The following is a 23,833-nucleotide window of genomic DNA, read 5'->3' on the forward strand; positions in this document are numbered from 1 at the left end:
TTTTGTTATTTGATTTCCAGCAATGTTTTTGCTTCAACTTTTCCATATTTAGTACTCATCCAGACCTTATATTTACCAGGTTTTATATCGTAAGGGATATAGATTATCCGCTTATTTTCGGCATCTGAAATGAAAGCATTTACTTCTTGGTCTCCAAAGTAAAATTTAAAGTCGTCAGAAAGGCCCTTGCCCTGCAACGTGATAGCATATTCGCTGGTAACTGTGTGTGGGCTGAAATCAGTGATTATAGGCATTTCAATTTCAATGGTCTTCTCTTCAGGAGCATAGTATTTTTCGCTATTGTAGAATCCATAATAAAATGTCTTTATTTTATACTTGCCGGGAGTCAGTTGCGGTATTTTGAAACTAACAAGATCGTTTTTCATCTCATAACTATATAGTATGGGGCCACCCACAAATTCTAGGTTGTAGCCGACGGTATTGTAAAAGTTTCCTGTTAGGCGGGCAGTATCACCTGTAAAAAAAGTGTTTTGATTGATCGTATTCCAATGTAACTTCTTCACTTCGAGATGTTGCTTACTGGTCACTGTCGATAGGCCACTTGTCAACGTTATAGGGTATTTTCCTTCCGGTAGATTGTTAGGTACAGTGACATGGGCACTGTATCCGTTACTTCCGATAAAACCGGACGCTGCCGAACTGCCTATAAATAACTTGTTGATTTCATCACCGAAATATTTATAAAAATTAATTCCTTTGGTCTCTATCCTGCAGCCGGGATGCGTTTGCGTGGTTGCTAATTCGAAATCATCTGCTGGTGGTTGCTCTAACTGGATTTCTTTCGCTAGATAAACACTATCGCGACCATTGGTATATCCCAATCGGAAAGATCCGCTTTTTAGTTCTACTAATTGTTTGAACAGTAGGTAGTTTGCAAATGGTATGCGTTGGTCATTAATCAGAAGGTAAAGGTTATTCGCATTATATTGGGGCAATCCAATACCGTTGATCTGGATACCTTCATTATATGCAAAGCTGTATTTACTTGGTTCTGTGATTTTAGCAACAATCTTTGTTTCTATCAGTTGTTTGGAACTTACAAATTGACTGCCATTGATTGGTTTCTGAAGTGTAATGCCCACTGAATTTCCATGATAGTATCCTCCTTTCGGCAGGGTTACCGCCAATGTTGTCTTGTTGTCTTTTAGTGTAAATGCCAACCGTTGCTGTGGATCACTATTGGCAATTAAATAGTAGTTATCCTTAAATTGCTTAAAGTTTCCTTTCAATATAATTGTCTCTCCAAGGTAAACTAAGATAGGTTTGGTATCTGTTACGCTAATATTGTCGACATTAAAACGAACAGCCGGGCTTTTGTAGAAACCTTTGGCAGTCTTGACATAAAATACATACTGATAAATTAAATCTAGGTCAAAAGGCTCTTTTACGTTTAAGGTAAAATCTACAGTTTTGCCTGCTGTCAGTTTTTGTTTACCAGCCGAGATTTCCTGTAATAAGCTACTCCCGGTTTTTGTAATTTCGGATAAGATAAAGCCTACATCTAAAATTTCTTCATCGTTTGTGTTTTCTATTTCACCATGCATGGTGATTTGCGAATCCTTTACTTCTGTGGGAGCATTGGCAATCACTTTCATGGGCGTGTGAACGACCACGACTTCTTCCGTTTTCTTACATGCCCACGTTGTTGTGACTATTGCCAGGGATATTAGCAACTGTTGGATTAAACTTTTCATCATAATTACATTATTGGACTTCGAAGTAGTCCGGTGATAATAGCACAGTATTACGCCAGGTTGAGGCGGAGATTCTCACTTTACCTTTTGTGAGAAAAACAGGAATGGCAATCGTAACTTCATCCACGCTTTTTACAAGTGGATACACCTGTGTATCGCCAACCCGGATCATATGTGCCAAACCAATTCCTTTTCCCTTGAGCTGCACAATAGAGCCCGGTAATCCCATTTTGGGGGATAAGCTGTCGAAGGTCATACCTAAACTTTTAAATGGTAATGCCTTCTCATGCGTGTACAAATGCCATCCGGTTTCGGACAGTTCATTGTATACAATATGTAGCGATTCAGTCTCCTCAAAGAAGGTCTGTACCTGGAAAGTTAATTTACCGTCTTCGGCGCATACAACTGGCAATTTAAAGAAATCGTCTCCATAAATCGTGTATTCAAACCCTTTGATAAAATTTCCGGTGAGTGTTAGGTAGTCGCCAACATAGGCCTCCTTTTTATCAATGGCAGTCCAGTCAAATTTCTTGATCTGTATCGTTTTTGTGCTTTCAATATTAAAAAATCCATTGTCCAGACGCAATTTATATTGGCCTTCTGGGATATTCTTGAGCGGTATTGAAATGGCTCCCGATTGATAATCTCCATTAACCTCCATCTCATTAACCTGATATTTTCCAACATAATATTTTGTTTGGTACATATCAAAGAATGAATAGAATGAAAAGCCATTGACGATAGCGTGGGTATTCGGGTGGGCTACAGGATTGACAAAAAATATGTCAGCAGCATTGGGCGCCTGGATGCTGTAATCTGTTGCAAATAGCACGGAGTCCCGGCCATTTTTGTAGCCTATTTTAAAGCTTTTCCCTACTAGACCTTTCAGATCTTTAATGGCAATTTCATGCGTATAAGGGATTGTGATGTTGCCAATAATAATCTGGAATGATTTGTCATTTCCTCCCGATCCGGGTAAGCAGGCTCCATAAAAATGTATCAGATCTGTAAAACTGTAGGATTCTATGGCTGGAGGAATCAGCTTGCCCAATAAGCTGATTTGGACTAGCTGTCTGTTGAAACTCCCTACTGTTGAATTTTTCTGTAGCTCTATTCTTAGTTTTTTTCCATGCTGAGAGCCTTCTACATCTGGGATTTTAAATGTTAGACTTGAACCATCTGCAGCGATTTGATAGGCTATTTGCTGGCTTCTGTCCAGCATGCCATATAATTTATAGCTGTCGTCCAACATCGAAAATCGACCCTTGAGGCTCACTTGTTCGCCGGGCATACCTAAGATTTCCGAAGGCGATTCTACCTGCATGCCATCCAGTTGAAATGAATTTGATGTGCCTTTATAAAAGCCATTTTTGGTCTTGACATAGAACGCATAGGTATAGATCGTATTCATGTCAAAATTGTCTTCAGGTTTATAGGTGAAAACAACATCTTTTTCGGATAACTTTTTACCCAATACAATTTCGGATTCGGGCTTTGCATATCCTGTATTTCCATTTGTACTCAAAACAAAACCGTATTCTGTAATATTAGGGAGCATGGTTACATCGCCTACGGCCCCATGGAGGACAATCGACGATTGGGTCATTTTTTCAAAGCTTCCCGTGACGGCGCTTACTGTGATGTTGGTCGGAGCCTCCGTCTTATTTTCCTTCTTGCAGGAGATGAATAGGCAAAATAATATCAAAATTGATATTATTAATTTTGTTACCCCCACTGTATACATTTTCATAAATTTTTCGATTATAATAATTCAAATGTCTCCTTGCATTCGATCCAATCACTTTGGTATTGTGCACTGATGCGTACTTTTCCTTTGAAGAAAATATTCCTTGGTATAAAAACCTGCGGTTCGTCTACTGTACCACCTACGGAGATTAACCTAACGTCACCCATGTAAATTGCGCAGTAGCCCAGTCCTTTACCTTTTAATGTGATGACGTCGCCAGGCTTACCCGATTTTGGATAAAAATCGTCAAAGATAGGAGCGAGTACTTCAATCTGATGGTCGGTAGGGACAGTATGCTGCTTGCCATGGTCGTCATTGTATAACACGGTGATCTTTACTTTACCAGGCTTAATATTCGGGATTTCGAGTACGGCGCTACCATTGGCGACCTGCAAATTTTGGTCCCCCTGATCCCCTAGTCTTGCAATATACTCGTCACCGCGGATGAAATTACCCAGTATTTTTACTGAAGTACCATAATAGCCCTTTGATGAACCCGCATCAGTTACTTTTAACGATTGAACAACAATTTTTTCTTTACTTTCAAATTTGGCAAAAGGGCCTTCCATAATAAATGGATAACTTCCATCCGGGATATCTCCGATAGTTATTTTATCATCGCCGTTCCAGGTCCAACTATACCGGGCACTTTTACCGCCTACGCTCATTACAGGCATGAAGCTATATTTATACGGGATAATACCCGTTACGGAAATCGACCTTCCCGGATGAACATGAGACTGACGGATGGACAAATCTGTCGGTTTTGGAATGTTAAGGGTAATTTTCTTATCGAAGATGACTGTATCCCGGCCATTATAATACCCTATGCGGTAGGCTGTTTTGGGTTGATCATAAATCATATCGCTTAGCAATAGTTCCTGAGAGTAGGGGAACAGCTTGTCGCCGATAATAACATAAAATGATGAAGGACGATCTGGAGGAAGTCCAGTTCCCGATAGGCGCAGGTAATCGTCATAATTATAGTTATATGACGTGGGAGGAGCTAGTGTACCCAATATCCTGACGGATGCAAGACCGATACTGCTATTAAAATTCGTTTCGGGTTGGATAGGAGTTAGAGAGAAGCTGAGATCTACACCATGACGGTAACCAGCTGGTACAGCGAACGTAATTTTCCTCTTGGTGGCGTCGATGTTATAAGCAACCTCTTTGGGGTTGTTGAAGTCGTAGCTAAGTTTATAGCTTTCCTTGTTGAAATCCTTAAAATCACCATTTACTGTAATTGTTTCGCCCGCAGTTGCACTTAAGCCCATTTGATAATCTACGAGGAAATTTGATAGCTGAAACCGGACAGTTTCTCCGAAATAGGTGTTTTTATCGGTTTCTATGTAAAATCGATACGTTCCCACACCAGTTTCTAGGACTTCAGCTGGCGTTTCAATCTTTGTTTGTACTTTCCCAATTTGAACAGCATCACCTAAGGCATATTTTTTTTCAATTGCCGAAGCTCCGAAACCTGATTTGAGTAAAAATCCGTGGTCTTTTATTTTTTCACTATTGAGATACAATACACGTCCTGCAAAAACGATGGTCTTTTTGTTTGCCGCATCAACTCCGATGGTTTCCAATTTTAAGGGATTATCTACTATAGGAGTGGTTTGTTCAGTCTTTTTACAGCTAAAGCAAATCATTAAAGCTAGAAAATACAGACTGAGTGTTTTCCATTGCAATTGGTTGAACCCGCTAACAAGAGTACTTTTCATTTCTTTTTACTTGGCTAATAAGTAGCCAAAGATATAATTATTTTTCTTTCTTTTATGGCTATATTTTCTTTCATAAATGTTTTTTAGCGTAGCTAAACAATGAAATCCTGTGTAAATTATTTATTTTGTTAATTGTTTAATTGATGATTTTTTTCTTCAATAAATTTCTCAGATAACAAAACATCGGATTACATTCAAATTGTGCTATTAAAAGTCTTCAAACGATATCTGTTGTTTGAATTATTGATTGTTGCCGATTAACATATTCCGAAAGAAAGTTGAGTGATGAAAGAATGAACGTTATTTTTATAGGATAGTCGGGTAAGAAAAAGCGAGGCCTAAGCCTCGCTTATTATTGCATATTTAAATCTAAGAAAACGGTGATCCCCAGATTACAGATCGCCATTGGCAAGCATATGCCTATACATAATTTTGCAGCTTCCGAAGAATCCTGAGCAGGAGTTTTGCACATAGGTTTCCGACGTATGGGTAGCTACCACTTCGCCGCTACTGTTGTAAACATTCAATACGTAAACACATCTAATCAATTTCGCATTTGTTGCCTTTGCCTCTGCGTTAGCCTTAGCCTCTGCGATAGTTTTGGTCGGGATGTTGGCGGTTGTTTTTACATCTACATTTTCTTTGGCGGCTTTTGCTCCAGTGCCGGCGAAGGCCGCGCTTGATAGCGCAGCTAGGGCTACCAAACTCATCAATAACTTTTTCATTGTTTTTAAGTTTTATTTGTTAAATAATGTATGCCTTTTTGGGCATGTTTTAATTATCTGAAACTAAAAGTAATCACAAGAAATTTGACTGGGCTGAGGGATTCGTATTCGTGAGAGTTGATCTAATATTCGCTCTTATTTAGTTGATATTTAGTTTGCTCAGTAAACTGAAAGCTGCTCAAAAATTAGAGATGGTAATCCTACATATTTTCGCCTCCCAATTCTGGCCATTCACCGAGTTTTCCTGAGCGTTGGTCTAAAGTCCGTAGGCTGGGGGCCGATTGTGTTGTAGTTTTGAGTCAACAAATAAGAACAACAGAACTAACACCATAAAATAAAGACATTATGAAAGCATTAGTAAAAACATTCGCAGCAGCAGCCCTAATCGTCGTATCAACATTCGCAATGGCAGCTGAAGGACCGGGCGCAAAAACTACAAAAGCAAACGTTAATCTATCTACAGCAGACTTGGCACTTGATCACTATGTTGCGGTGACCACTGCGGGAGAATCAGCAGGCGTAGAGCAGTTATTTGCTGAAGATTTTAAACAAAAGATTCAAGCGTCCAACGCACAAAGTCATGGTCGTAGCGAAATCGTTAAATCCTTTAAAAAGCAAAAAGGAGAGAAGCTGAACTGTACAGTAAGCACCGATATCCTTGAAGAGTCAGCAGACTATATGGTCGCTAAAGTAACCTTGAAATTTGAGAACTTCACCAAGACTGACCTGGTTACCTTGGAGCGGGAGGGCAATAGCTGGAAAGTTTCCAAATCAGTCAATTCGTATAAATAAGATCCATCCCTTACAAATATATAAGTTGTAAAGCCATGTCGTGAGATGTGGCTTTTTCAATTATTAAAATAAGCTAACCCCAACATGTAGACTTTTATTTTGGATTATAACGTAGTAAAATCTGTTTCAATAGGTACCGTTCCGTATCAATAGACAAGATTATATTTCTTTGGTTTTTGGAGCGGATATGGAGCAGTTCCATCCTGTCGGCTAAAAGTGTGCTGCTTTCCAGTTCCACCCTCAATTAAAGTTATTCGACCATCTGCTAGTGTTTTAAAAAGTCCCTTATACATTTTGGTTCCAGTGGTCAACTCCCCTTCACCATTTATTTGATTGTTTTCAAAATTACCTGTATACTTGGTCCCGCTTTTCCAAATATATGTTCCGCGACCATTCAAAGTTTGTGAAGAAAATTCACCTTGATAGCTATCACTATTGGTAAAATAGTATATACCATTGTTCCCTTTATTTGTTGAATAAATGATGCCTTCAAGCTTACCAACATATTTACAACCATCGCCGAAATAGATCGTACCTTCAATAAATACCCGGTCGAATGTTCCTTCGTATCTGTATTGATATAATTCCTTGTGCGTTACTTCCAACGAATTTGCGTAATAAATTCCTCGTCCTTTAAATTGCCCGTTGACGAATTCTCCTTTGTATGTTAGTAATCCGTTAAATTGACTATATTCAGTTCCTTCCCCTTCGAGATAGCCGTTTTCATTGAATCTTCCCTCTAAACGTTTACTGTAAGTTTTATCAATTTTATTCGCGATAGTATATGTTGAACCTGATACAAATTGACCATTAATATAATTTCCGTCATATATATAAAGCGATCTATCGATAGATTTGCCTTTTCCATTAGGAAGACCATTGCTTATGTAACCTGTATAGGTCATATCATCTCCATGGATAGGTCTCCAAGAATAATTTTCAACATATCCGTTTTTTATTGTTTTCTTTTTTGATTTATTAGTGAGTTCTGAATTTGTCCTTTTTGCCGATGTTGCGGTAGTAGCTGCAGTTTTTGTTTTTTTTTCTTCCGCTTTTTTAAAGTTTGGAATTACCTGAGCGCCACTCTTGTATACTACTGCTGTAGCGAAAAGGATAACCATCATATATTTTTTCATGACGAAATACTGTTGATGTAATAACTGTTGATTAATTTGTACTGTTCATCAAAATTATATTCATGTAACTGGCTTTTTTTTGTAAAGTCAAATTTGATGTTTTGTTTTGTTTGACTATCCTTGACCTTAAGACCTAATGTGCCATTTACCTTGTTTTCAACGATCAGCTCCAGCTCATACGCCACTGTTTTTAATGGGACTTCAGGAATCCTGATCAAGCCTAGTTCTTGAACTTCCTCACTCTGATCAAAAAACTGTACTAGTCTAAATTGATATTGCGTAGGCTGCTGTGGGGTAATATATATTCTCTTGATTCCGCTAACGGGAAGTGGTAGATTCTTACTCACAATAACTTCAAGTTCACCGGAATTAATATCTTGCAAAGCAATGTGATAAGTGCTTACGTTGTTCAGTTCGATTGAGGATTGAAATCCCATAGCATTTTTGGAAATGCTGTCGGCATACAGTGCCGCACCCTTCGCTACGCTGGTGAGTGGTTGATGATAGATAATGGTCTGCTTGTCCAGATCTATTTTTTGTTTCCAATAATCATATACCAACGGGCTGCTGCTGGCACCACCTATGAGGACGATTTTGTGGATATCGGTCAGTTGTAATCCAACTGATCGTAACGATTTGTTGACTGCTTGTTCGGTCTTCTCAATCAACTTACTAGCGAGAGCAATGTATGCTGCTTTGTCAAAAAATATCTTAAAAAAATGGTTATCGAGGTAAATCCAGGTACTAAACCCTTCTTGGTCTATCGTATTGAGTCGGATCTTAATTTCCTCTGCTATGGTTTTCAGTTTGTTTTTGTTGAGATTATTATCTTTTATATTTTCCCTATATAGTATTTGATAAGTATCCCTTATTTTTCTTTCAATTATTTCGTCAAATTCTTTTCCCCCAAGGTTGCTGATACCACCTTTGGCAATAACGTGAATACGATCATCGGCGTTGGTTAATAGAGTGAGGTCAAAAGTCCCGCCGCCCAAGTCATATACCATAATGAGCTCTTCCGCATTATTGTGCAGCTGCTTTCTATAAAGTATCGCCGCGGCTATAGGTTCGTCCAATATCGTTGTTAGCTCTAAGTCTGCCAACTTCGCAGCTTCGATTACAGAACGTCGCTGCGCATCATTAAAATGCGAGGGAATAGTAATAACACACTTATCTATCGGTTCGTTCACAAAAAGCTTAGCGTCGAAGATTATTTTTTTCAATACCATGGCCGCAGCAGTCTCGCTGAAGAAAGGACTATTCTGTAAAGCTGTACAAAGGGGAAGCTGAGTACCAAACCGTCGTTTAAAAAATTTAAGCAACTCTCTGTCGGGGTAGAGCTCATATAGGTTTTGAGCAACAGTCCCTACAAATGCCCGATTGTTTTCGAGCATGATTATACTGGGAGTAGATTGCTCATTTTTACTATTAAAATCTGGCACAATTACAGGCGTGCCATCTTTTGCTATGGTTGCAATGACTGTATTGCTTGAACCAAGATCTATACCTAATACCATTGCATTAACTGGTTAATTTATTGTTCGTTTCCATGAGTCTTCGATACAGCAACTCGTATTCTTTTTCTGCGAGTTGGATGTTTTTAATTTTTAGGTCGACACTCTGCTGATTGATCTGAAAATCAATCCTTTTGTCTGACAATGCTTGCTGTTTGGCTGCTATTGTACCTTTGATAATCTGTTCGACTTCATTGCTGATATTTTGTGCAAATTCGCGAATATAGTTTGCTAATGCTGCAATCCAATCGCGTGAAGTATCTGAATATATTCTTTTGCCTTCCTGCATTAGGTTTTCCCTTGCTTTTTTTACTTCGCGATCTTTTTCTTCCTGGCGTTTTCTCGGGATTCGTTTTCGTAAGTCAAATATGCCATAGATGATCATAAAAAAGATGGTTATAATCGTAAAAACCTGAATAAATGTTTTCGCCTGCTTTAGATAAAGACTTGCGGCACTTAGAAAAGCCCAAATACCTTCCTTTTCGTCGGTAGGAACAGAGGAAAGCATGGTTAATGGAGCAAAAAGTCCGACGACCACCATGATAATACCCGTATAATCCCGTAAGGCAACAAAATATTCCATGACACCCTTTTTTGTTACCTCCCCAGTATAATTGCGTTGGAAATAGTTGTTGGCACTAATTGTATTTTCGATGAATATACTGGGATTGACAAGATTGTTTGAATCGATTTTTTTTAATCCCTTTTCTTGTAAAAGATGATTGATTTTTGTGATGGTTTCAGCAGCAGAAGTATCCAAAAAGTTGAGATCCTGCTGCATATCGGCCCGAAGCCCAGCAGCAATTGACTTTTTGTAATCTGCGAGTTTACTGTCTTTGATTTGCGTTTCGATCTTTTCACTTTTTTCGGCGATATCCTGTTGATGGAGGTCGTCAAAAGAAAGCATACTGGCAAAAATATCCGATTGCAAATAAAACTCTCCGATGTTGGATTTATTTTTTTCCTCATATTTAGCTTTAAAAGCTTTTTCGGTATCCAACATGTTTTTTTGAAGAATCTGACGCGTAGCCGTGCTAATTTCGCTGTTGAGTGATCCGGGTTCCTCTTTACGTAAAATAACATTATCCTGAACTGCGAGTTGCTTTTGAGTAGCTGCAATTTTTGATTCTGTCGATATAAGATCCCTTAATGCTTCGATAATAGGTGTAACACTTTGGTTAATAGATAGGTCAAGAAGCTTTTCGTAGGTATAGCTACTTACGCTAATACTACGTTCGATCTGTGCGAATAGATCGTCAGTCTGTGTAACGAAGGATGAAAGGTCAATGAGTTCTATATGGGACGGGAAATATTTCCGCAGTAAAGTAACAATATCCAAATCAGCGCTGAAATTACGATAAAAAATAAGCCTATAGTCCGTCTTTTTTTTTAACATAAGTTCCTGTAGAAAATCTGATTCCAAAAAGTCTTCATCTAAAAATAGTAAGGCAACGGCAGATTGGAGTCCGGGGAAGGAAGAAATACCGACTTTCTTCGGGTCGTCAAGATCGTTAAAGACAAAACGTCCATTGTTGTGGAGCGATTTAACAGTTTTCCGAATTTCGGGTAAGGCGGTTTGCGCGTGATATACATCCATAGGAAGTTTCGTTTGTTCCGTTATGCCCGAAAGCCCCTCAATTGCCATTTCAAAAAATCCCGTGAAATTGGTCATCCCAATTTCGCGTTGAATCTGACTTATCCTATCTTGGATAAAGCTATAATTTCCCATAACGCTATAAAATATCGATAACTATTGTTTTCATATACGCTGAACGGTCGACCTCTTCGACCAAATCGTCTATTGACTTATGGCTTTCTGCCCTAAAAACAAACTTCGTATTGCCAAGTTGGATAGTGTCGGAATCATGGAGCGGAATGCTGCTGATACGTTGATGTTGGCCATTGACATATGTTCCATTTTTGCTACCAGTATCTACGATAAGATAATTATTACCTTTCATTTCAATAAAAGCATGGCTTCGGCTAACATAAATATCATCTTCAATTAAGATTTCGTGTTGTTGCCTATTGGAGATCCGACCAATAAAGTTCTTTCCGTCGAATAAGGAGAAAGATTTAGGAGGCAAGTTTTCGGTGTGTCTGATTAGCCACGCAGCTGTTTTTGGAGAGGATTGTGCGGGAATAGGCATATCGTGGCTGTCAGCCTGATGTATTTTAGCAGACTTTGATTCAGTGTTAATCTGTTTTTCCTGAGAGGTCTCAATATAACCTCTGTTGATAAAGGTCTTAATCTCCGTCAATTTGACCAGGTTACGCGTGTGTATATTTTTGAGATAATCATTTGGTGCATTTGACAGAAGTTGTTCAAATAAACGTTTCTTTTCATTAATCCGTTGTAAGATAATGTCCTGAGTGGTGTTTGGAGGGAGTTCCAAAAATTCGAGGTAAGTGTTGAGATCATCCATGATAATATTCGCTTTATTCATTGTTTGAATAGTTGTTTTTAGGGTAGAGGCGGCAGATTTCGGCATCAGAAGCATCTGAACAAGCATTGTCCCGAGAAATGGCTGCATAACTTTCGGATTGATCTGCCTGAACCATATAGTTTCGACAACGTTCATTCTCCATGTTGGCTTGGTTATGTTTTGGATGTGTTTCCCCTTCAAGGTGTTCTAGATCACTAACTATGCTTTTTGTTTTTTCCACTGCGATATTGGCCTCTTGAGCTGCACTACTGGCTTCGTCGGCATACATGGTGGCTTTTGTTTCGGCGTCTTTGGCATTAGCTTCCTCCTGGTTAGCATCAGAAGCATAACGTTTGGCTTCAGCTAACGATTGACGAGCCATGTCTTCTGCTTTTTGAGCTTCAGGCACGCAGGCTTTAGCTTTTTCGGCCGCATTTTGAGCATCAGTGGCGTCAGTCTGGGCATCAGCGCTGAACTTGTCCGCTTCATTTGCTGACTGAATAGCAACTTGACTTTTTATTGCGGTTTCCTGCGCATTATGTAGTGCTGACTGTTTTGCCTTTTCTGCTGCTTCAGCATACAAGATTGCCTCCCTAGTGGCTTTCTCAATAAGTTGTGTGTCTTGCAAAATTTCCTGTTTGGCTTTTTCTGTCGCTGAGACATTTGCTAAAACATCTTGTTTGATCTTTTCAGTAGCTGCAGCATCCTGTAAGATATCCTGTTTTGCTTTCTCAATGGCCACTACATCTTGCAAAGCATCCTGCTTGCTTATTTCAACAGCTTGTGCATCTTGTAAAGTCTCTTGTTTTGCTTTTTCAGTAGCCTCCGCATTTTGTAGGGCTTCCTGTTTTGACTTTTCAACTGTTTGGACATCCTGAAAGGCATCTTGTTTCGCTTTTTCGGCTGCTTCGGCATCCTGTAGAGCTTCCTGTTTGGCCTTTTCAGTTGCTTCAGCATGACGTAAGGCCTCCTGCTTTGCTTTTTCGGTGGCTTCCGTATCGTTCAGTGTCTCCTGTCTGGCTTTTTCAGTCGCTTCGGCATCGTGCAGTGCATCCTGTCTAGCTTTTTCGGTTGCTTCGGCATCCTGTAAGGCGTCCTGCTTGGCTTTTTCAGTTGCTTCGGCATCTTGTAGTGCATCCTGCTTTGCTTTTTCCGTTGCATCAGCATCTTGCTGAGCATCTTGTTTCGCTTTTTCAGTTGCTTCGGCATCATGTAGTGCCTCCTGCCTAGCTTTTTCGGTCGCCTGCGCGTCTTGCAGAGCATCTTGTTTCGCTTTTTCAGTTACCTGCGCATCTTGTAATGCCTCCTGCTTCGCTTTTTCGGTAGCTTCAGCATCTTGGAAGGCATCTTGCCTAGCCTTTTCAGTCGCTTCAGCATCCTGTAGTGCTTCTTGTTTAGCTTTTTCGGTTGCTTCAGCGTCATGGAGCGCATCCTGCTTGGCTTTTTCGGTTGCTTCAGCGTCTTGGATAGCCGCTAATTTAAGCTTTTCAGTAGCTTCGGCATCTTGTATAGCATCCTGTTTGGCTTTTTCGGCTGCTTCAGCATCCTGTAGTGCTTCCTGTTTGGCTTTTTCAGTTGCTTGAGCATCTTCAATAGCGTCTTGCTTAGCTTTTTCAGTAACTTCAGTATCTTGAAGTACGGACTGTTTGTTCTGCTCGATCTGCTGCGCATCTTGGATTGCTTCTTGCCGGAATTGCTCCGTTTGTTGTGCAGACTGCCGAGCAAGGATTGCTTCCTGTTTGGACTGAATATAGTAGTCAATGACTGAATTTAGCGGATTATCATTTATTGTACTCAAAAGCTCTCCTTCGATCCGTTTTAATTGTTCGAGGATATCTTTTGCAGTACTCAATTGTTGTAATAACGTAGGCATAGTCTATCTGCTTTTTAATAACCACATGCTCTATTCATACAGCTTCTGGCATCCTGTGCAAAGTCACCAGCTTCTTTGGCTGCTGCTGCCGCCTCCTGGGCGCTATTTGCGGCCTCCTGGGCATAATCTCTGATATCATCTATCATACTCGTGATACTATCATATTTATATTGGGCATCATTTTTTAATGATTCAGCCTGGTTTGCATCTGTTGTTGCCTCCTGCGCTTTGCTTTTTGCGATATTAGCTTCTTGTTCTGCCCGGGAAGCACTTTCTGCCGCATGATCTGCGCTGGCTTTGGAATCAGCTGCTTGTTTCTGTGCCTCTGCGGCATCCTGCTCGGCTTCTTTTGCGCTTTGTTGTGCTTTGTTACTCGCGTCTTCAGCTTCCTTTAGCTCCGTATTGGCTTTATTTTTGGCTTCCTCTGAAGCAACAGCATCTTGTTTGGCATCAACCTTTGCCTGTTCGGCTGCAGATGCATCTTGCGAGGCCTCCTGTTTGGCTTTTTCCGTGGCTTCAGCGTCTTGTATGGCTTCCTGTTTCGCTTTTTCAGCAGCTTCGGCATCTTTGAGTGCTTCCTGTTTTGCTTTTTCGGTCGCTTCAACATCCTGTAAGATCTCCTGTTTTGCTTTTTCTGTGGTTTCAGCATCTTGCAAGATTTCCTGTTTAGCTTTCTCGGCAGCTTCTACATGTTGCATAGCCTCTTGCTTGGCTTTTTCGGTTGCTTCCGTATGTTGCTGGGCCTCTTGTTTAGCTTTTTCGGTTGCCTCGGCATCCTGTAAAGCTTCCTGTTTAGCCTTTTCTGTAGCTTCAGCATCCTGTATAACATCCTGCTTCACCTTTTCGGTTGCCTCAGCATCCTGTATGGCTGCCTGTTTCGCTTTTTCCGTTGCTTGTGCATCTTCAAGCGCATCCTGCTTTGCTTTTTCCGTTGCTTGCGCATCTTCAAGCGCATCCTGCTTTGCTTTTTCCGTTGCCTGCGCATCTTCAAGCGCATCCTGCTTTGCTTTTTCCGTTGCTTGCGCATCTTCAAGCGCATCCTGCTTTGCTTTTTCCGTTGCTTGTGCATCTTCAAGAGACTCCTGTTTGGCCTTTTCGGTCGCTTGCGCATCTTCGAGGGCCTCCTGTTTGGCTTTTTCGGTCGCTTGCGCATCTTCGAGGGCCTCCTGCTTGGCCTTTTCGGTTGCTTCGGCATCCTGTAGGGCCTCCTGCTTTGCTTTTTCGGTTGCTTCGGCATCCTGCAGGGCCTCCTGTTTTGCTTTTTCTGTGGCTTCAGCGTCTTGTAGGGCCTCCTGTTTTGCTTTTTCCGTTGCCTCGGCATCTTGCAAGGCATCTTGCTTGGCTTTTTCAGTTACTTCGGCGTCCTGTAGGCAGTCTTGGCGGCATTGTTCGATAGCTTGAGCATCATTTTTTGCATCTAGAGCGGCTTGTTTGGCAATGTCAGTATTGCTTTTCGTTTCAGACGCGTAACCGCTCAGTAATATTTCAAAGGTTGAAATATTAGTTTGTGCATCATGAGCCTGCGGTAAGATAGCGAGGATGCGATCTTTTATTTCTATTGCTTCAGTTAACAATAATTGTAACTCAGCTAATATTTCTTCATCGGTTCGTAACATGGCAGCTTTTTTATAGAATTCTCTTTATGGAGTTGCGGCAGCTCTTGGGTCATATTCAAACAATATATTTTGTGCAGCTTCAACTAGGTTATAATTATCGTGTATTCTAATGACATCATTTAATAATTTTTTTGCAGCTTCGAAATCTTTGGGCACGCCTTCGCCAGTAGCGTATGCATAACCCAATGCGTACATTGCTACGGTATTTTCCCCCTGTACGGCCCTTTCGTAGTATTGAATTGCTTTTGGGTAATCTTTCGCGACATCCAGTCCCATGAAGTAAATATGCCCTAGCATAGCTAATGAGCGTGGGTCATTTTGAGTTGATTCAAAAAGAATTTTGGCTTTTTTATAATCCTGTTTTACGTATTTACCGACATAATAGAGTTCACCCATTAAATAAGAAAATTCGTTTAGATCCATTTCTTGCGTTTTGATCAGGTAGGGAACTGCTGCAGCTGTATCGGCTTTCTCAATAAGGGCGAGTGTGTAGTAACGTACCGCCTTACCTGAAACATTAGCTAGTTGAAGATTTGCAGAATCTTTCAATACTTGAAGTATGCTGTCAGGTTTATGTTCATTATATAAACGTTGGACATTGACGTAGAATTTTGCTTCTGGGCTTTCCCTGGGGGCGGTCGCTTTGAAACCAACATATTTTAGGACAATTAGCGCAATGACCGCGCATGCTATTACAGCAACAATAATTCCCTTTCGTCTGGCTCTAATCCTTTTCTTAGCCGTATTTGATAGTGACGTCGGATCATTGACCTCGTTTTCGGTGGAACCTGTTGGTTTTGCAGCTAATGGCCGTTTTGTTGAATCCTCTTTTTCTTCATTTAAAGATAAGTTTTCCAAGATCCGGGTTTCTTGCAGTGCGGCTTTCTCTGAACGATCGGCAATCTGTTCGTTTGCGGTTTCTTTTGGATGAAGTTTGGAGGGTAAATCGAGGACCTGCGTTTCAAGGTCGTTTCGATTTGCTACATCAAAATATTGAATCAGTTCGGTCGCTGTTTTGATCCGCTGTTTAGCATCAGCAACCAGGCATTTTTTTATGACCGACTGATAGGGCTCTCTGATATTATCAACTTCCTTGGGCAGGTCGGCCGAGAGGATAGAGCTCATAATCTGTTCTGCTGTGGTATCACCACTGCGGTGTCCAAAAGGCGGTTTGTTGGTGATCAGCTCATGCACCATAATTCCAAAGCTCCAAAGATCGACATTTGCTGAAATCTTGCCTTCGATGCCATATTTATTGGGGCTGAATTGCTCGGGCGCCATGTATTCTATCGTTCCTATGGTTAAGGAGGCGCTATTTGTTTGCGAATCAATCAGCCTGCTAATACCAAAATCAGATATCTTCGCTGTCAATATTCCGTTTTCTTCTTTTAATAAAATATTCTGTGGTTTGAGGTCGCGGTGGATGATGCCCTTGTTATGCAAAAAATACAAACCATTAAGTACCTGCTGTAATAGCTGGAATAAAATTGGTGAATCGGGATTTTTCTGTGCGAATGACTTTAAATCACCTGCGTTTGCATATTCCATGATACCGACCTGCAGTACCTCTTTTTCACCAAAAGCATTGGTGTTTTCGAGGATAGCCACATCATAATAACGCAGCAGGTTGGGGTGATCATAGTTGATAACCTTTTTAATTTCTTCCAATACTGTGTAATGTCCACTGTCGGCTGTATTGAATACTTTTACAGCAACAATACGGTCGAGCAGTGTATCTGTCGCCCGGTATACGCGTGCGAAGCCACCCTTACCGAGTAGGTCAGTCTGCGGATTATATTTATAGCGGTCTTGAAATTGCATCACTTTTGTATTTCATGGTTTATTGATCGATCTGAAGGAGGTACATAGAATAATTATCATTGGTCTTTCCTTCACAGTATTGGTAAACAAGTCTAGTTTTGTCTCCTTGATCACTTTGGATGATAGCAGCAATAACATGATCGCTTAGCTGCTCAAAAATACCATCTGAGGCAAGCAGGATATAATCACCCTTTTGGAGATCTGTAAGCCTATAAAAACTAATGTCTTCGATTGAGGTACGGATAGAAATACTTCGTAGGATTACATTTCGGTTTGGATGGGTATGCATTTCTTCAGGCCTGATTTCCCCGATATCTACTAGGTGCTGTACCAAACTATGGTCTTTGCTTTTCCAGAGGATCTCACCGTTGCGGATATGATAGATTCTACTGTCGCCGCACCACGCGATTTGGATACTGTTGTTGCAAAAACTAGCTAATGTTAGTGTGGTGCTCATTTTTTCAGCGTCAGGATGTAAATTAACAAAGTTTTGTAGATTAGCCTTTGCTTGGAGAATAGTATGATGGATGTCGCTTACCTTAATTGGAAAGTGAGCTTGTTTTAATCCATTGCCTAAGGTTTCAGCGACGATTTGACTAGCGACCTCTCCTTTACTATTGCCGCCCACACCATCGCATACAATAAAGATACGGTCAGTCAGTAATGCCGATCCTAATCTCGGGTAGATATAATCTTCCACGTTTTGTCTTTTGCCCTTTTCTATGAGCGCATATATGGCTGAAATTGCGGTCATCTTGGTTATTTTAGTAATTATAGGTAGCGGTTCAAATCTAAATTATATAGATTCTTAACGGCAATTTGGCTTCAATACTCTTCTTGTACTAAATAGCTAATTTTCTGTACAACGTGGGGAACAACATTTTGTTTTTGTATGCTCCACTTTTACATAAATTTAGTTAAAAAGCTTAATAATGCTTTATTTTTTGTTGCTATTTTTTTCAATAATCTTTGTGTGATTACGTCCACTTAATTCACCTCCCCATTCCCCCCATTCACCGAGTTTTCTTGATCGTTGGTCTAAAGCCCGTAGTCTAGGGGCCGATTGTGTTGTAGTTTTGAGTCAACAAATAAGAACAACAGAACTAACACCATAAAATAAAGACATTATGAAAGCATTAGTAAAAACATTCGCAGCAGCAGCCTTAATCGCCGTATCAACATTCGCTATGGCAGCTAAAGGACCGGGTTCAAAATCAGCAAAAGCAAACGTTAACCTTTCCACAGCAGATTTTGCCTTAGAACACTATGTTGCGGTAACTACTGAGGGGGAATCAGCAGGTGTAGAACAATTGTTTGCCGAAGATTTCAATCAAAAGATCCAATCATCCAATACGCAAAATCACAGTAGGAGCGAAGTGGTTAAATCCTTGAAAAAACAAAAAGGCGAAAAGCTGAACTGTACTGTAAGCACCGATATCCTTGAAGAGTCAGCAGACTATATGGTAGCTAAAGTGACTCTAAAATTTGAAAACTTCACCAAGACTGATCTAATTACTTTGGAGCGTGTGGGCAATGACTGGAAAGTATCCAAATCGATCAATTCTTATAAATAGTATCTAAAAACTAGTGCGTTGCGAAACGAAGTTACAAGTAAAGCACTAGTGTATCATATGCTTAAATTTAGTTCGAAGCCACGTCGGGAGATGTGGCTTTTTTACGTCAAAAGGGCCTGATTCTCATCAGACCCTTTCTCTTAGCGTTTATTTGTACAGTAATTTTTATGTTTCCTATCGTTTCCTCTTTTTTGTTTCGTCATCCAATGTTTTTAAAGACTATTGGATTTTCACTGTACGACGCCAATTTTTATGTTAAATGTTCTTGCCGAAATGAAGCTTGTTGTCGTTCTGTATAGTAAGAACAAAAGTTATATGGAAATAGTTTTATAGGAGTAGATTATTTTTAATAAATTAAAAAATGGATACAGCCTTATATTATCAGAAACTTTTAGAACACTATACCTGTAATTGGGGAAAGGAATATAACGTTTTGACTTGGCCAAAAGGTCCCTATAAGGATCTAGGCGATCATTTTAGGGTGCTGGAATTTCCCCCAACAACCGAACGGAACATGTGGGCTTATGCGACTATAGGTATGTCTGGCTTGCATGATGAATTTGCCCTCGAACTGCATATGTTTTCTAGTGAGCAAGATGAAACATTAGTTGAATCATTAATAGTCGTAGCACATTATCATAAATTTGGCGCGAGTCTGGGCCATTGGCATACCATTAACTGGGGAAGAGGATGGCGCTTGGATTCTTCTTGCTCTTATGGCCTTATTTCGCTACCTTATCTCGACGGACCCAAACTCGAAATTCTTACCCTCGATAACAATAAGTCAGTCCATTTCTATTGGTTGCTGCCGATTACGGAGGAGGAGGTAGCTTTTAAAAAGGAAAATGGTGCCGAAAAGCTTGAGGAAATATTTGAAGAACGAGGATTAAATTATTTAGATCCATTCAGGGACACGTTGGTTTGAATGAAATAATCTCTGGGGATTTAGTAGTTAAAAATACCAACTTTTCTAAAAAATAGATAGCTATGAAACTACTACGAAATTTTGAATTACACGATATACTGTTTGATCTAGAATCTGGCAAAGAGTTTAAAAATTTGGAGCCAGTCACCAATATTTATGGATGGTACAGACAGATTGAAGATGTTTTGACAGCTTTGTACGTAGAGAAAAATGAACTTTATTTTTTATTTGGTACAACAACGTTCCATGTGGGAGATCATTGTAAAGTAAATTTGATACCACTAGCGGAGAATACAATGGAGCTTCTGATTTATCATAAAGAAGACCTAATTGTTAGATTTTCTTTTCCATTTGCTCCTAAATTCAACTACCCAGCGCCATTTGACGATCTAAATGATTTGGAACAGGATTGGGGATTATTCATTCAGGAAATCATAAATAATCCATTAAGGAGGAGGAATATGATTTCAAATCTTATGGAATGAGTTAATAATAAATTATACTGTTCTGTTATTAAAACCGCTTCCACTTCTAACGACATAATGATTGTTGCAAGAGCATTTAGAATTGTTTAGTGATGAAATTTATCTACAAAAAGTCATTAACGCTAGCGAGTTTTCAGTAGAAAACGGGTAAAAGGATTTTCATTATATAAATTCATAAAAAGCTAGTCCGAGCATCTATTTTAAAAGATTTTTAATCAACAAATGATATAAAGGTAGGGGAATTATTATCTTTCACCCATATTCGTAAATATGAATCATCGTAAGGAAGATCGTATGGTCCAAGATCTTATTAGTCGGGGTCAAAATATTATCAGTAATAACTTTATACCAAATGAATCACAGATATCTTTTAGTACTACTTTTTCTCACTGTATGCCAGTCGGCCTCGGCCCAATTTGCAAAAATCATTGACAAAGACGGCTATGTAAATGCGAGAAAACAAGCTACAGTGAATAGCGTGGTTGTTTCAAAAATTGCTGCTGATGAAATTGTTTATGCATTTCCTGATGAAAAGTTTGGCGATTGGGTAATTGTTGATTATACAGACAAAAGAAATAAGAGCATTACTGGGTATGTACACAATTCAAGAATTAAATATATAGAATCCTACAAGCAGATCCCTACTGTACTTTCTGATGAAGGCACCGTAAAATTTATTGCAAAAGATATAACCGTGCAAATAAATTCCGATAGTTTCGATTATGAAAAAAATAAAGGTGATTTTTCATCGACTCAATATGATGGTTATACCGTTGTAGACAAATTTAGAGGGCAGCAGGTCTGGGGAACAGATGGCGAAATCCCTACAAGCCATTACACCTCTATTCAAGCTACTATAAAGGGGAGATTTATCCAGATCCCGGCAAAGGAAATTGAAAACCTATTTAATGTAAACAACGAGTTTGCAACATGCTACTATGATGACTCAAATGATATTTTATACATCAGTACTGTTAACGGCGATGGGGCTGGTGGGTATGCAGTTTTATTTGAGATTAAAAAAGGTAAATATAATGCACGAGTGGTAACAATGCCATTTTAGCAATAATGACGGTATATAATTAAAACATATAAAGTTAAATAAAAAACGATGCTATTATGATATCATCTTAAAATGAAAAGTATCAATCTAAAAGCGGGAATCAAACGGAATATGTTGTATACTTTCGTTTTAATAACCGTAACGAGAGCATAAATTTTGGTCTCGATTACAAGCAAAGGTTATATAAATTGCTGGTTAAAGAAAAATTATGGTAGCAAAAACTAAAATGCAAAAAGGTAAATGGTTCCTTTTATATAGCCTTTGTGGCTTTATTGTATTCATATTTATCGGTATATTCTACTATCTATTTACTATCGCATTGATGGAGAACCGACAGTTTGTAAACTATCATTATCCGGCCCAAATGTCGATTGAAATGTCTAAAAATAACGGGAATTTTATTCGTACAATTAATCCGAGTACAATTGAGATTACCGATAGTTTAGCTTATCAACACATAAGAAAAGATTTAGAGATTTATTTATGTGAGGCATTTTATTTTAAAAGTTATGGGGTATTCAATTTGTTCCAGCGTCGCATTGACCGTACGGAACATGTATGTCTGAATATAAATTCTACGTATTCCGAGATACTTCTCATCCAATATGATGATGGTCTGATGCATTCCATAGGAGATAGCAATTCTTATAGGAATATTGTTAAAAATGGCGAAGGAATGCAGGTTCGGATATTTTCAAGAGACACTGTGCCCATTGTACAAATGCATTTTATAAATTTAAGAAAGTAATTTTCGATGTATAATAAAAACAATATTTATTTTAATGGATAGGTTTAGATTGGTTTTTGCAATATCTTAATTGCAAGTATTGTTTTCGGAGGTCTTTATTGGATTTGGAAAACGGGTGAAAACGAAAGAGCTGTAAGGATTGAAGCTGTCAATAGAAGCGATCGGTATGTAAAAGGGTTTGTTACCAATATGTTTTATTATAAAGGTCATATCATAGTATTCGTGTAAAATATACCGATGAAATAAAAAATACGAAAATAGTAGTGGCTGGAGTAAAAATCCTAATAATGTTCACGAAGGAGATTCAATCTGCTTAAGATATGCCATTGAAGATCCAAATTTATTCATTACAGAATTGGAAAATGATTATTAAAATTAGATACAAATGAAGGTTTATTTCCAAAATTCAAGTAAATTAAATATTAAATTCTCCATACTTTTTTGGCAATTATTTTTCGGTATTCTGCCTTTCACGTTGATTGTATCCATGCTTGCTTATACAGGACAAAAGCCCGCGAATTTTAATGGGGAACATCTTATAGGTATTTCCGGAGCTTTGATTTCTTTGATTATTCATCCCATAGTTGTTTTTGCCGGAACTACACTTTTATGGACTATACTGTTCATTGGTAGAGTTATCATAAAAATGATTTTTAAATAATCTATGAAATAGATTTTTGCAACAGATCCAATTTATACCATTTAATTAATGCAAACCACTCGTGAATCATCTATTTATTAAGGCCGCTTTGGGAGATGTGGCTTTTTTCTGCCCACCGACTATGTGAGTTTTTCGTAATTTATTTTCTATTTAAAATAGCGCAATCGATTGATTTAATTTAATATTTTAATATCCGGTAAGGTATATATAACTTGGAGTGTAAATACACATTTTAGTAACGCTAGTTATTCTGATTTGTAATTTTTTAACCAAACGAAATGCTTAATTTATGGGTAAATCTGCTCTTTTTAAAGGTAAAAATAGTAATCTAAATTATACTTGTGTCTTTTTGTCAGTTAGCAATAAGGTGAAGTAGCTAAAATAAATAATATTCCTCCGTTAGATCAAATAAGAACAGCCTCGCAGAATTGCTTTAATCCTACTCAAATGAATCCGTTTTAATTATGAAAATACTATTTTACGCACTAATTTTTTTATTTTTTCAATTTACCGTTCAGGCTCAGGTCAAACCGGTGGCATTCGATATGAAGATCATGTATAAGTTTACTTTTCAGTACGATAGTACATCCAGTGCTTCGCGGAAAAGTATTTTTACACAATTGACTATCGGTGAGCAAGAAAGTCATTTTCAGACCCTATCAAAATTTAGAGCAGATTCAGCACTGGCACTGAAACACGGCAGTAATATGCTTTTCTACAGTTATGGTCGTATAGCACCCAATAACTTTTTAATTGTAAAACGGGGAGATGTCATTTCCACTTACGATCCTATAAACGGGGTGGGGTTTAATGGAAATAATGAGCTGTCCTACTATGAGGAAAATAAGGCGGATATGCAATGGGAAATACACCCGGACACTGCCCATATACATCATTTTGTTTGTCAAAAAGCAACGACGGACTGGGGCGGGCGAAAATGGATCGCGTGGTTCACCATGGATATACCGATTTCAGATGGTCCGTATAAGTTTTGTGGACTACCAGGTTTAGTGTTGTCCATATCAGATCAGGATAAGTATTTCACATTCGATATGGCCTCCATAAGCAAAGTAAACAGTGTATCGGCCACTTTCGATCAACTACGCCCAGACCTTATTATCCAAAAGACAACAAAAGCTAATTTTTATAAGGAAAGGCAAAAATTAAGGGATAATATGATTGAATATGCGCTATTGACCGGAGCTATATTATCTGACGAAAGTAAAATAAATATTCGTGCAGAAATGAAAACAGATAACAATCCTATCGAGCGGTATTAATGAGA

At 38.9% G+C, this 23,833-nt stretch carries 20 protein-coding genes; 8 read left to right on the forward strand and 12 right to left on the reverse strand.

The window, feature by feature from the left end; all coding sequences use genetic code 11:
- Positions 1-5: 5 nt before the first annotated feature.
- From B3600_RS07350 to B3600_RS07365, 4 genes are all read right to left on the reverse strand, one after another.
- The gene (locus B3600_RS07350) at positions 6-1,718 is read right to left on the reverse strand and encodes a hypothetical protein (RefSeq protein ID WP_286752556.1); all 1,713 of its coding nucleotides are present in this window, start codon (positions 1,716-1,718) and stop codon (positions 6-8) included.
- 7 nt (positions 1,719-1,725) lie between these two features.
- The gene (locus B3600_RS07355) at positions 1,726-3,465 is read right to left on the reverse strand and encodes a hypothetical protein (RefSeq protein WP_286752557.1); all 1,740 of its coding nucleotides are present in this window, start codon (positions 3,463-3,465) and stop codon (positions 1,726-1,728) included.
- A gap of 11 nt (positions 3,466-3,476) precedes the next feature.
- On the reverse strand, positions 3,477-5,189 hold the full coding sequence (locus B3600_RS07360; RefSeq protein WP_286752558.1) for a hypothetical protein: 1,713 nt from the start codon (positions 5,187-5,189) through the stop codon (positions 3,477-3,479).
- Between the two features lie 392 nt (positions 5,190-5,581).
- A complete protein-coding gene (locus B3600_RS07365; RefSeq protein ID WP_286752559.1) occupies positions 5,582-5,899 on the reverse strand; it encodes a hypothetical protein in 318 nt (105 codons plus the stop codon).
- Between the two features lie 360 nt (positions 5,900-6,259).
- On the opposite strand from B3600_RS07365, the gene B3600_RS07370 reads away from it, so the two are divergent.
- Positions 6,260-6,706 (forward strand): hypothetical protein, encoded by a 447-nt coding sequence (locus B3600_RS07370; protein WP_286752560.1) that lies wholly within the window; start codon positions 6,260-6,262, stop codon positions 6,704-6,706.
- A 146-nt stretch (positions 6,707-6,852) separates the two neighbouring features.
- On the opposite strand, the gene B3600_RS07375 is transcribed toward B3600_RS07370, so the two are convergent.
- The 8 genes from B3600_RS07375 to B3600_RS07410 are packed head-to-tail and all read right to left on the reverse strand — an operon-like array spanning position 6,853 to position 17,846.
- On the reverse strand, positions 6,853-7,842 hold the full coding sequence (locus B3600_RS07375) for a hypothetical protein (RefSeq protein ID WP_286752561.1): 990 nt from the start codon (positions 7,840-7,842) through the stop codon (positions 6,853-6,855).
- Positions 7,839-9,359, reverse strand: a complete 1,521-nt coding sequence (locus B3600_RS07380) for an Hsp70 family protein (RefSeq protein WP_286752562.1) — start codon at positions 9,357-9,359, stop codon at positions 7,839-7,841. The genes B3600_RS07375 and B3600_RS07380 overlap by 4 nt, the downstream gene beginning before the upstream one ends.
- Before the next feature lie 4 nt (positions 9,360-9,363).
- Positions 9,364-11,085 (reverse strand): hypothetical protein, encoded by a 1,722-nt coding sequence (locus B3600_RS07385; RefSeq protein WP_286752563.1) that lies wholly within the window; start codon positions 11,083-11,085, stop codon positions 9,364-9,366.
- Positions 11,086-11,089: 4 nt separating this feature from the next.
- Positions 11,090-11,803 carry an FHA domain-containing protein gene (locus B3600_RS07390; protein WP_286752564.1) on the reverse strand — a complete coding sequence of 238 codons (714 nt, stop codon included), beginning with the start codon at positions 11,801-11,803 and terminating at the stop codon, positions 11,090-11,092.
- Positions 11,796-13,655, reverse strand: coding sequence for a hypothetical protein (locus B3600_RS07395; protein WP_286752565.1), 1,860 nt, complete (start codon positions 13,653-13,655; stop codon positions 11,796-11,798). Before B3600_RS07395 ends, B3600_RS07390 begins: the two co-directional genes overlap by 8 nt.
- Positions 13,656-13,669: 14 nt before the next feature.
- Positions 13,670-15,271, reverse strand: coding sequence for a hypothetical protein (locus tag B3600_RS07400; protein ID WP_286752566.1), 1,602 nt, complete (start codon positions 15,269-15,271; stop codon positions 13,670-13,672).
- Positions 15,272-15,295: 24 nt separating this feature from the next.
- A complete protein-coding gene (locus B3600_RS07405; protein WP_286752567.1) occupies positions 15,296-17,092 on the reverse strand; it encodes an SEL1-like repeat-containing protein kinase family protein in 1,797 nt (598 codons plus the stop codon).
- Positions 17,093-17,111: 19 nt separating this feature from the next.
- Complete coding sequence (locus B3600_RS07410; RefSeq protein ID WP_286752568.1) at positions 17,112-17,846, reverse strand: PP2C family protein-serine/threonine phosphatase; 735 nt, start codon at positions 17,844-17,846, stop codon at positions 17,112-17,114.
- Between the two features lie 373 nt (positions 17,847-18,219).
- On the opposite strand from B3600_RS07410, the gene B3600_RS07415 reads away from it, so the two are divergent.
- From B3600_RS07415 to B3600_RS07445, 7 genes are all read left to right on the forward strand, one after another.
- Complete coding sequence (locus B3600_RS07415) at positions 18,220-18,666, forward strand: nuclear transport factor 2 family protein (RefSeq protein WP_286752569.1); 447 nt, start codon at positions 18,220-18,222, stop codon at positions 18,664-18,666.
- Between the two features lie 361 nt (positions 18,667-19,027).
- Positions 19,028-19,591 (forward strand): suppressor of fused domain protein, encoded by a 564-nt coding sequence (locus tag B3600_RS07420; protein ID WP_286752570.1) that lies wholly within the window; start codon positions 19,028-19,030, stop codon positions 19,589-19,591.
- Positions 19,592-19,653: 62 nt separating this feature from the next.
- The gene (locus B3600_RS07425; protein WP_286752571.1) at positions 19,654-20,076 is read left to right on the forward strand and encodes a hypothetical protein; all 423 of its coding nucleotides are present in this window, start codon (positions 19,654-19,656) and stop codon (positions 20,074-20,076) included.
- A 352-nt stretch (positions 20,077-20,428) separates the two neighbouring features.
- The gene (locus tag B3600_RS07430; RefSeq protein WP_286752572.1) at positions 20,429-21,139 is read left to right on the forward strand and encodes a hypothetical protein; all 711 of its coding nucleotides are present in this window, start codon (positions 20,429-20,431) and stop codon (positions 21,137-21,139) included.
- Positions 21,140-21,347: 208 nt separating this feature from the next.
- A complete protein-coding gene (locus B3600_RS07435; RefSeq protein WP_286752573.1) occupies positions 21,348-21,887 on the forward strand; it encodes a hypothetical protein in 540 nt (179 codons plus the stop codon).
- Positions 21,888-22,272: 385 nt separating this feature from the next.
- Positions 22,273-22,548: a hypothetical protein gene (locus B3600_RS07440; RefSeq protein WP_286752574.1), complete on the forward strand. Its 276-nt coding sequence runs from the start codon at positions 22,273-22,275 to the stop codon at positions 22,546-22,548.
- Between the two features lie 464 nt (positions 22,549-23,012).
- A complete protein-coding gene (locus tag B3600_RS07445; protein WP_286752575.1) occupies positions 23,013-23,828 on the forward strand; it encodes a GLPGLI family protein in 816 nt (271 codons plus the stop codon).
- Positions 23,829-23,833 lie beyond the last annotated feature (5 nt).

Source organism: Sphingobacterium sp. UBA2480 (genome assembly GCF_002341965.1).
GTDB classification, from domain to species: domain Bacteria; phylum Bacteroidota; class Bacteroidia; order Sphingobacteriales; family Sphingobacteriaceae; genus Sphingobacterium; species Sphingobacterium multivorum.